The 11,036-nt window shown below is 37.3% G+C and carries 8 protein-coding genes; 2 read left to right on the forward strand and 6 right to left on the reverse strand.

Annotated elements, in window-relative coordinates:
• Window positions 1-7: 7 nt before the first annotated feature.
• The 5 genes from opp4B to G8Y85_RS11010 form a co-directional block, all read right to left on the reverse strand.
• Complete coding sequence (gene opp4B, locus G8Y85_RS10990) at window positions 8-970, reverse strand: oligopeptide ABC transporter permease (RefSeq protein ID WP_103345659.1); 963 nt, start codon at window positions 968-970, stop codon at window positions 8-10.
• Entirely contained in the window at window positions 967-1,956 is a 990-nt protein-coding gene (locus G8Y85_RS10995) for an ABC transporter ATP-binding protein (RefSeq protein ID WP_165805828.1), read from the reverse strand. Before G8Y85_RS10995 ends, opp4B begins: the two co-directional genes overlap by 4 nt.
• Complete coding sequence (locus G8Y85_RS11000; protein ID WP_145052735.1) at window positions 1,949-2,959, reverse strand: ABC transporter ATP-binding protein; 1,011 nt, start codon at window positions 2,957-2,959, stop codon at window positions 1,949-1,951. The genes G8Y85_RS10995 and G8Y85_RS11000 overlap by 8 nt, the downstream gene beginning before the upstream one ends.
• Window positions 2,960-3,084: 125 nt before the next feature.
• Window positions 3,085-4,806 (reverse strand): oligopeptide ABC transporter substrate-binding protein, encoded by a 1,722-nt coding sequence (gene opp4A, locus G8Y85_RS11005; protein WP_103345661.1) that lies wholly within the window; start codon window positions 4,804-4,806, stop codon window positions 3,085-3,087.
• A 331-nt stretch (window positions 4,807-5,137) separates the two neighbouring features.
• Window positions 5,138-5,803, reverse strand: coding sequence for an SDR family oxidoreductase (locus tag G8Y85_RS11010; RefSeq protein WP_165805829.1), 666 nt, complete (start codon window positions 5,801-5,803; stop codon window positions 5,138-5,140).
• A gap of 369 nt (window positions 5,804-6,172) precedes the next feature.
• Here G8Y85_RS11010 and pflB point away from each other — a divergent pair, with 369 nt between their 5' ends.
• Entirely contained in the window at window positions 6,173-8,422 is a 2,250-nt protein-coding gene (pflB, locus tag G8Y85_RS11015; RefSeq protein WP_037567779.1) for a formate C-acetyltransferase, read from the forward strand.
• Between the two features lie 58 nt (window positions 8,423-8,480).
• Entirely contained in the window at window positions 8,481-9,245 is a 765-nt protein-coding gene (pflA, locus tag G8Y85_RS11020) for a pyruvate formate-lyase-activating protein (protein WP_060551752.1), read from the forward strand.
• 572 nt (window positions 9,246-9,817) lie between these two features.
• Here pflA and G8Y85_RS11025 read toward each other — a convergent pair.
• Window positions 9,818-10,891, reverse strand: a complete 1,074-nt coding sequence (locus G8Y85_RS11025) for a PTS sugar transporter subunit IIC (RefSeq protein WP_165805830.1) — start codon at window positions 10,889-10,891, stop codon at window positions 9,818-9,820.
• Window positions 10,892-11,036 lie beyond the last annotated feature (145 nt).

Genomic DNA, 11,036 nt, shown 5'->3' on the forward strand with positions numbered 1-11,036 from the left:
ACCCCTCCTAATTACTCTTAATTCTCGGATCTACAATACTATACGTAATATCTGATATCAGATTTGCGAGTAAACCTAAAAATGAGAAAAATAGGAGCAGTGCCATCATTAATGGATAATCTTTCCCTCCAATAGAATCGATTAATAATTTACCAATTCCTGGATATGAGAATATCGTTTCAGTTATGACTGCACCCCCAAAAACGGATAGGACATCGGCACCAAAAAATGTCACTATAGGAATGATAGAGTTTCGTAAAATGTGCTTATTGTAAATTTTAGATTCTGAAAGCCCTTTCGCTCGCGCTGTACGAATATAATCTTTTCGTGAATTTTCAATAATGTCATTTCTTAAAAATTGTACATAACTTGCGGTAGAAAGTAACCCTAATACCGTACCAGGTAATATCGCATGGTATAACTTACTCATGTAGTAAGCGAATGAGCCTTCTTCAAGTCCAATTGCGACGGAACCTGAAAACGGAAACCAGCCGAGTTGAAATGCGAAAATGTAAATAGCAAAAACCCCTGCCACAAAAGACGGAATCGCAAGCATTAAATAATTTAAAAACTGAACACCATAGTCCAGTCCACTATACGGTTTCCGTCCAGATAGTATACCTAATGGAAAAGCGACAAGATATGTAATCACGATACTTGTAACACCTAACAAAACAGTATTCGGCATACGTTCTTTGATTAAGTCCATGACTGGACGTTTATATCGAATGGAATCGCCGAGTTCCCCTTTTAGAACATTTTCTCCCCATTTTAAATATTGGATGTGAATGGGTTCATTAAATCCTAACTTTTCACGTTGTTCTTCATAATACTTCGCATCTATATTAGGATTCATTTGTCCTGTAAACGCATCACCAGGTTGCAATTTTGCAAGTACAAAGATAACAATCGACATCCCTATTAAAAGCGGAATCATTAATAAAAAACGTCTAATAATTAATGTTGTCATTTCACCATCACCTCATCTTCTAAAAGAATACATGCTGCATAATGTTCTTCCCCTACTAAACGGTAAGCAGGTTTTTGCTTTGCGCATTCCGGTTTTGCAACGGGACATCGCGTATGAAAAGGACATCCTTTAGGTGGGTCACTCGGTGATGGTAGGTCTCCTTGCAAAAGAATACGCTCTTTCTTTTCTCCAGGTTTAATTTCCGGAATAGCTGAAATTAAAGACTGTGTATACGGATGTTGTGGATGATTATATATATCATCGGCTGGTCCTTGTTCGACAATATGTCCTAGATACATTACACATATATAATCACTCACGTGTTTCACCACACTCAAATCATGTGCGATAAACAAATAACTCAAACCAAATTCTTCTTGAAGTTCATCCATAATGTTTAACACTTGTGATTGTACAGATACATCCAACGCACTGACAGGTTCATCCGCAATGATAAGTTTCGGTTTTAATGCTAAGGCGCGTGCGATACCAACACGTTGACGCTGACCGCCTGAAAACTCGTGCGCATATTTATAGTACGCCTGCTCATTCAAACCAACACGTAATAATAAATCTTTCACTTCACGTTCAATTTCTTTTTGTGATTTTTTATAAAAGTTACGAATAGGTTCTCCAACAATATCGCCAACCATTTGCATAGGATTTAATGACGCATATGGATCCTGGAAAACCATTTGGAACCCTTTGCGCGCTTCGCGTAATGCTTTCCCACGAAGTTTTGTAATATCCTTACCACAAAAATGTATTTCACCTGAGGTCACATTTTGTAACCGTAAAATGGTGCGTCCTGCTGATGATTTTCCACAACCAGACTCCCCTACAAGGCCAACTGTTTGCCCTTTTTTAACATTAAATGAAATGCCATCGACAGCTTTCACTTCACCGATTTTACGTTGAAACACTCCTCCTTTTATTGGATAGTACTGTTTTAAGTCTTTTACTTCTAAAACATAGTCATTAGACATTCACTTTCCCCTCCTTACGCATCACCGCTTCATCGTACAAATGACAAGACACTTTGTGTGACGCATTAATCACACTTGTTTTAAGATTTACGTCCGTACAAGACGGCATCGCATACGGACATCGGTTCGCAAAACTACACCCCACCTCTGGAAGTTCATCTAAATTAGGAACCGTCCCTTTGATCGTCTCTAATCGGTCTTGTTTTTGATCTAAACGTGGAATTGCTTTTAACAACAATTTTGTATAAGGATGTTTGGGTGTTTTAAAAATATCTTTAACAGGAGCACGTTCAACAATTTTCCCCGCATACATAACAGCCACTGTGTCACATATTTCTGAAATCACACCTAAATCATGTGAAATAAAGATAATGCCCATATTTGTTTCACTCTGAATTTTTTTAAGCAATTCTAAAATTTGAGCCTGTACCGTTACATCTAGCGCTGTCGTTGGTTCATCTGCAATTAATAATTCAGGTTCACAAGATATTGCCATCGCTATCATGACACGTTGGCGCATACCTCCTGACAGTTGATGTGGATATTCATGAATGACTTTATCAGCACGTGGAATGCCCACTTGCTTTAACAATTCAATTGCTCTTGATTCCGCTTCTTTTTTTGAAATCTTCAAATGTAGAACCATCATTTCAATCAGTTGATTTCCAATGGTAAACACTGGATTTAAAGATGTCATCGGTTCTTGAAATATCATTGCAAGTTCTTTGCCACGAATTTGATTTAATTCTGTCATCGGTATATTATCAATCCGCTTTCCTTTGTAATACACTTCACCTTCATTAATCGAGCCTATTTTATCTGGAAGTAAACGTAGAATAGACATGCTCAGTACGGATTTACCTGAACCTGATTCGCCGACAATGCCCATGACTTCACCACGTTTTAAAGTTAAACTCACCTTGGAAATCGCGTTATAGTTCTTACCATTAATATCAAAACCTGTACTTAAATTTTTAACCTCTAATAGATGCTTCTCTGTCATCATTAGATCCCCCCTTTTGTGCAAGTTTTACGTATGTGTTGCTCATTAGATTATTTCGATTATTACATGTTTGTAGATATACAAATGGATTGAGCGCTCAATACGCCCAATCCGTTTGTTTGGTATTACTTATCCTTTTCAACTGTCCACTCATAAATTGGGTTCGAACCATTTAAACCAACTTCAACGTTTTTCACTTTATCGTTCACCGCTGTAATATCTTTTAATTCAGCGATTGGAATGACTGGTACGTCTTCAGCCATGATTTTTTGCCATTCTAAATATTTGGCTTTACGTTTCTCTTTGTCATCTCCGACAACTTTCGTATCCAATGCTTCTTTTAATAATTTGTCTGCTTTTGGATTGTTATAACGAGATTCATTCCACAGCGCTGTAGATTTATAAAGTCCAGATGGATCAGGATCTGCCCCTTGTTGCCAACTTCTAAAATATGACTCCATATCTTTCGTTGAATTCTCTAAATCCTGTCCAAACTTACCAAATTCTACCATTTCAGTTTTCGTTTTTAAGCCTACTTTTTCCCAATATCCTTTGATAGCAGCCGTACGTGGTTCAAATGTTGGATTTGAACCAGCATAATGTTTTAAGTTTACAACAAATGGTTTACCATCTGGTCCTTCACGCCATCCGTCTTTATCCTTATCCTTATAACCCGCTTCATCTAAAAGCTTTTTCGCTTTTTTAACATCATAGTTATATTCGTGAACGTCACCTTCTTTAGCACCACTCCAATGAGAAGAAGGAATTAAACCATTTAACGGCTTACCATAGCCATAGAAAAATGCATCAATCCACTCTTTACGGTTAATCGCATGTGCCATCGCTTGACGTAATTTTTTATCTTGATATTTCGGACGTTCTTTTCCAATTGTTTGAGTTTTCTTATCATAATCATGTAATACAAAACCGATAATCGCATATGACGTAGATGGCGATTCTAATAAGTTGACCCCTTCAGCACCATTATCTTTAATTTCTTTTGCGATAGGTGCCGTCACTTGTGCCATATCAATTTCACCTTTTTCTAACGCTTGTGTCATCGTCGTTTGTTCAATCACACGTAAATTAACTTTGTCAAGCTTAGGTTCACCTTGCCAATAGTCTTTAAACTTTTCTAACTCAACAGACTCGCCATCAACAATTTTCTTCACTTTGTATGGTCCGATACCAATTGGATTTTTACGTACAGCCTCAGATTTACCCATTTCTTTTACAGGGATATCTTTAAAAATCTTTTCACTTAATGGTGCGCTCGTCCATAATTCAAGTAAATTATTGGCTTTATGTTCTTTAAATTTAATTTCAGCCGTATAGTCATCAATCTTTTTAATTCCAGAAATCGAATTTGCTTCACCCTTATGTTTTGCATCTGCCCCTTCAATGATTTCGACCCCGTTATAACGTGGGCCATCATAATCTGGATCCGCAATTGTTTCTAATGTAAATAGCCAGTCGTTAATTGTAAAATCATTGCCATCATGCCATTTAATACCTTTTTTCACTTTAAACTTATATGTAAGATCGTCACCTTTTTTTTGTTCCCACGACAAAATCTTAGGTTTAATGTTTAATTCTTTGTCAAATTCAACAAGACTATCATTAAAATAACTAATAACATCAGAGTCACTTGTTGAACCTGCAAAAACAGATTGAAAATTCCCTTCAGGCGCTGCAGCCAAACCTACGTTTAGTGTGCCACCTTTTGCATCACTTTTCCCTGTTTTACTCTTCGTCTCACCTGATCCAGAATCACCCTTACCGCACGCACTTAACACTAAAACTAAGCACGCAATAATCATTACAAACACATTCAGTTTCGCTTTCATTCGCGTTCCCCCTTCTCATATTTGATGTTATTAACATTAATTATCATATTTGTCAGACAATTTTGTCAATAACAATATGCGTGGCGGAACATAATTAAATAAGAATACTAGTGTGTTTTTAATATACAAGAACTGCATGTATATCAGTCGTATCAAGGGATTTAAAGCTATTTAACGCAATAAAGAAATTCAATAAACTTTTTTAAAAAATTGTTGTTTACAGATGGTCATTATCATAAAAAAATACAGAATAGCCTGATGAAGCGTAAAAACGATCATCATAGGTTATTCTGTATATACATACATCTTTAATGTCTTCTCAGAAAAGACACTAAAGATGTATGTTATCTAAAGCTTCTCCCACAGGTTGGTCACCATCAAGAACTTGAAATTCTTTTCCTTGATGTTTTGATTGCGTAATGATTTCAAACAGTACACGTGCTACATTTTCCCGTGAAATTTCGCGTTTATCTGGTTTTTCAAATAATGATGCTATACTTACACTCCCACTGCCTTGCGCGTTTGTTAAGCCACCTGGGTGCACAATTGTCGCTGTAATGTGACTACGTCTTAAATAATCATCTGCATAATGTTTTGCAATTGTATATGGTTTTAAATCACCACTAGCATCAATCGCTTCACGTCGAGAATCCCAAGTAGAAACCATGACAAAATGAGAGATGTTTGCATCTTCACATGCTTTTATCACTTTAACAGCCCCATCTAAATCGACAGCAATGGTTTTATCAGCACCCGTTTTGCCGCCAGAACCTACGGAAAATACGACTTGATCATATCCTTCAAGTTTTGATTGCAATGTTTCTATACTGTCATGCTCTACATCAATCTGTGTCGCTTTTATCCCCTTTACTTCTAAAGCTTCTTTTTGAGATGCTTGTCGTACGCCTGCAGTAAAATCTTGGTGGTTCTCTTTCAACAATTGCACGAGATGGCGTCCAACACCGCCATTCGCACCAAGTACAAATGTTTTTCCCATATCGATACCCTCCAATCATTTGATAATGCCATGGTATAACAAAGTGAGAGACATCACACATGATGTGCTTATCATTTAAAAGCACATTGTGAGTATAGTGATGTCGATGCCTCTCTATATAATTAGAACTTCTTTTTTCCTATTTAAATGTTAAAAAATTTCAAGGCTTTTAAACTCGCACAATCATTTAATTGTTTTGAATGTACTTCCTAAAAATACAAATACCAATATTAAAAAACAATTGTGTCAGTTTTATATACAAAATATATACAAATAATGACAATGCGCAAACGCTTTCAAAATTCACGTGATATATTTCACATGAGTTGATATACTGATTGTGAAATGATGAACAATGGAGGTTTGATCATGATTTATGAAGCGAAAACACAAACAAATGCTTGGAAAGGTTTTAAGACGGGACTCTGGTCTCACCGTGTTGATGTCCGTGATTTCATACAACTGAACTTCACAGGCTATACAGGTGATGACTCATTTTTAGAAGGCCCTACAGAAGCTACAAAACAACTTTGGGACCAAGTCATGACACTCTCAAAAGAAGAACGTGAACGTGGTGGCATGTGGGATATGGATACAAAAATTCCATCTTCAATTACATCGCATGACGCAGGTTACTTAAATGAATCGCTTGAACAAATTGTTGGGGTACAAACTGAAAAGCCATTCAAACGTTCAATGCAACCTTTTGGTGGTATTCGTATGGCTAAAGCGGCTTGCGAAGCATATGGCTATGAATTAGATAAAGAAACTGAACGTATTTTTACTGACTATCGTAAAACACATAACCAAGGTGTGTTTGATGCATACTCTAAAGAAATGTTAGCATGCCGTAAAGCGGGAATTATTACTGGATTACCAGATGCTTATGGCCGTGGTCGTATTATTGGCGACTACCGTCGTGTCGCACTCTACGGTGTAGATTTCTTAATGGCTGAGAAACAAAAAGACTTTGAAAATCTATCAACAACAATGTCAGAAGATATCATCCGTTTACGTGAGGAATTGTCCGAACAATACCGCTCTTTAAAAGAGTTAAAAGAATTAGGTAATATCTACGGTTTCGACTTAAGCCGTCCAGCTGAAAACTTTAAGGAAGCCGTTCAATGGTTATACCTTGCTTATCTTGCTGCAATTAAAGAACAAAACGGTGCTGCGATGAGTCTTGGTCGTACGTCAACATTCTTAGACATTTATGCTCAACGTGATTTAGACAATGGTACGATTACTGAGTCTGAAGTTCAAGAGATTATCGACCATTTCATTATGAAATTACGTCTTGTAAAATTCGCACGTACACCAGATTACAATGAGTTATTCTCAGGCGATCCAACTTGGGTAACTGAATCGATTGGTGGTGTTGGTTTAGACGGTCGTGCAATGGTAACGAAAAACTCTTTCCGTTTCTTACATTCACTTGATAACTTAGGCCCAGCACCTGAACCAAACTTAACTGTATTATGGTCAACTCGCTTACCAGAGAACTTCAAAAAATACTGTACAAAAATGAGTATTAAAACAAGTTCTATCCAATATGAGAATGATGATTTAATGCGTGAAAGCTATGGTGATGACTACGGTATCGCATGTTGTGTATCAGCAATGCGAATTGGTAAACAAATGCAATTCTTTGGAGCACGTGCCAACCTTGCGAAAACATTACTGTATGCGATTAACGGTGGTAAAGATGAAAAATCAGGTCAACAAGTTGCACCGAACTTCAAAGCCATCGAGTCAGAAGTGTTAGATTATGATGAAGTCTATGCACGCTTTGATGAAATGATGGAATGGCTTGCTGGTGTTTACATTAACTCACTTAACGTCATTCACTATATGCATGATAAATACAGCTATGAACGTATTGAAATGGCACTTCACGATACAGATGTTCACCGTACAATGGCAACAGGTATCGCGGGTCTGTCAGTAGCTGCTGACTCATTATCAGCAATCAAATACGGAACTGTAAAAACAATTCGTGATGAAAATGGCTTAGTTGTTGACTTCGAAACAACTGGCGAATATCCAAAATATGGTAACAACGATTCACGTGTAGATGACATTGCTGTTCAACTTGTTGAAAGCTTCATGAGAAAATTACGTAAGCACAAAACATACCGTGAGTCTGAACATACTATGAGTGTATTAACAATCACCTCTAACGTCGTATATGGTAAGAAAACAGGTAACACACCAGACGGTCGTAAAGCAGGCGAACCATTTGCACCTGGTGCGAACCCAATGCATGGTCGTGATGAACACGGTGCACTTGCTTCATTATCATCCGTAGCAAAATTACCATACGATTGTTGTAAAGATGGTATTTCGAACACATTTAGTATCGTTCCTAAATCATTAGGTAAAGAAGACGATACGCAACAACAAAACTTAGTAAGTATTTTAGATGGTTATGCGATGCAACATGGTCATCACTTAAACATTAACGTATTTAACCGTGAAACATTACTAGATGCAATGGAGCATCCAGAAGAATACCCACAACTTACAGTACGTGTTTCTGGTTACGCAGTAAACTTTATTAAATTGACACGTGAACAACAACTTGATGTCATTTCAAGAACATTCCACGAGTCTATGTAACACAAATTTTAACTAACGCTAAATTTTAACTAACGCTTTTGAAAACGGGGAGATATCAATGATTCAAGGACATATTCATTCAGTAGAAAGTCTAGGAACAGTAGATGGTCCAGGCCTACGCTATATCCTATTTTTACAAGGATGTTTGCTGCGCTGCTTATACTGTCATAACCCTGACACCTGGAAAGTGAACACCCCCTCACGACGAGCAACAGCAGATGAGCTTATTCATGAGATCACGCCTTATCTTCCCTACTTTCAAAGTTCTGGTGGTGGTGTAACGGTAAGCGGTGGAGAGCCCCTACTTCAAATGCCGTTTATTACTGAATTATTCAAACTGTGTCATGAACATGGCATTCACACCTGTGTCGATACTTCTTTAGGCTGTGCCAATGATACAGATGCATTTAAGAAACATTTTGAAACGTTACGCCAACATACTGATTTGTTTATGGTTGATATTAAACACATCGATGACGACAAACACCGGCATTTAACAGGAAAGTCAAATAAGCCTATATTGAAATTCATTCAATATTTGAATGCACACAATCAACCTATTTGGATTCGTCATGTACTTGTCCCAGGTCTGACAGATGCCCCTGAAGACTTGAAAAAATTAGGTGCGTTTATTAATTCACTTGATAACGTCGAAAAGTTCGAAATACTCCCTTACCATGAACTCGGCGTGCATAAATGGCAAGCACTTGGCGTTCCATATCAACTCTCATCTGTTGCGCCCCCAACAGATGAAGACGTTCAGAAAGCCTATGATCTTATTCAGTTCAAAGGGACTGCGTCGATGAAATCTTTAGCCAAGTAATTCATCTCGCGTCCATACAAACTAGGATTTACCCTCCCCCTAGTTTGTGTACACAAAAAGTAAAATACTAACATCACTCCTTTAATGATTCGCCCGGAAGCATAGACAAATGGTTCCGGGCTTTTTCTATATAAAAGTTTTTGATGCCATTCAGCCATTAAATTGTGACGACTTTTAATTGATGATAACCTCTACGCTTAGACATCTTGCTCATGACCGTGCATAGGATTTATCAATTTAATGCGTATAACGCGACTCATAGATTACAATATGCACATAGGAAAGTGGCTGAGACATAACAAAAATAAGCCAACAAAATTCATTTACATGAAACTTTGCTGGCTATTACTTATCTATATTATTAAATTTTGACGTATTGATGGACACTATGATGAATTGTGATTGATCCCTTAGCCGAGACTTCTGAGGCATTAAGCCGCAACCGAAAATCCATTTTGAGAGCAAAAATCTCCTGGGTTTTTGCTCTCAAAATTAGTTGAGGTAAGGCGCCTAGAAAAGCGAGGCGTTAGGGACAATCAAAAGTTTAATAATTTATATCCCAACCTCTTTTATTATGATTTCGTTTCTTCTGCTGCTAAAAATTTATAAATATCATTCGAGTAGAGTTTCAATACTTTTGTGAATATTAAGTTTAAAATAAACCCTACAACCCCCGGTATAATAACAAATACCAAAGCCACTAAAAAGATATTTATCGCTACTGGGCCATCTAACATTTCTATCGCTTTAATCGGTCCTACAAGGCCAACCAAGCCAAAACCGGCTGCTTCTTTCGTACCTACAATACCAATAATGCCTCCAGCAGCGCCAGCACATGCGGCAGATAAGCCAATAGGCAATAACATAATCGGATAACGAATCACGTTGGTCATCATCATTTTCATAGCACCTAACAAAATTGCAATCGGTACTCCAATTTTGTTCACTTTCAATGTACATAAAAATAACACTATGCCCGTTGTCGCAACCCCGATTGTTGCCGCACCTGCTGCCATTCCAGAAATTCCGATAGCCAAACCTACTGCGACTGTTGATACTGGTGATACGATAATAAATGAAAATAAAACTGCAATTAATATACACATCAGTACCGGTTGAAGCGTCGTGAACGTATTAATTAATTCCCCAATGGCTAACGTTATCTTGCTGACATATGGAAGTGTAAAAACACCAAAAAGACCAGGAATACAACCTACAAGAATAGGTAATAAGATAATTTTCAAACTCCCTAAACGATCTTCTAACCATAAGACAAGTAATACAGCTAATGCAGCTGTAATCATTGTGTTAATTAAATCACCGATACCGACGATTTGCCACCCTGTTTCAGTGACTTTTGCAGCACCTGAACCAACATATGATGTAGCGCCTACAATCACTGTTGCCAGTGCAGATAATTTAAATTGTATGGCAATAAGCACCCCCACCATCATCGGAAGCATAAATTGAATACCCATGACAACATAAAACAATGTGTTGAAAATATCCGCATACTGACTTAAATATTTAAACAATCCACCTAATACCGCATTCGGTATTAAACCTGCCACTATGGCGACCGCTAAACCATTTAAAACATTAAAGCTAAACGTTTTAAAGGTCATCTTTTTCTCCGTTGTTTCCATCTGCATTCCCCTTTCTCATCGTCTATGTATTTAGACACTTAATGCTGTCTATTCTATCGCGAATGCATACGATGTATACTATGTAGCGTAAAGTAAAATTCAGAAAAATTCAATAGACCTTTTGTGAATTTTATCACAAATATAC

Origin of the sequence: Staphylococcus sp. 11007852 (assembly GCF_011394325.1) — a bacterium.
GTDB lineage: Bacteria > Bacillota > Bacilli > Staphylococcales > Staphylococcaceae > Staphylococcus > Staphylococcus agnetis.

Coding starts and splice junctions, on each gene's coding strand:
- pflA (WP_060551752.1), top strand. CDS start 8,481: ATGATTCAAGGACATATTCATTCAGTAGAAAGTCTAGGAACAGTAGAT.
- opp4A (WP_103345661.1), bottom strand. CDS start 4,806: ATGAAAGCGAAACTGAATGTGTTTGTAATGATTATTGCGTGCTTAGTT.
- G8Y85_RS11025 (WP_165805830.1), bottom strand. CDS start 10,891: ATGGAAACAACGGAGAAAAAGATGACCTTTAAAACGTTTAGCTTTAAT.
- opp4B (WP_103345659.1), bottom strand. CDS start 970: ATGACAACATTAATTATTAGACGTTTTTTATTAATGATTCCGCTTTTA.
- G8Y85_RS11000 (WP_145052735.1), bottom strand. CDS start 2,959: ATGACAGAGAAGCATCTATTAGAGGTTAAAAATTTAAGTACAGGTTTT.
- pflB (WP_037567779.1), top strand. CDS start 6,173: ATGATTTATGAAGCGAAAACACAAACAAATGCTTGGAAAGGTTTTAAG.
- G8Y85_RS11010 (WP_165805829.1), bottom strand. CDS start 5,803: ATGGGAAAAACATTTGTACTTGGTGCGAATGGCGGTGTTGGACGCCAT.
- G8Y85_RS10995 (WP_165805828.1), bottom strand. CDS start 1,956: ATGTCTAATGACTATGTTTTAGAAGTAAAAGACTTAAAACAGTACTAT.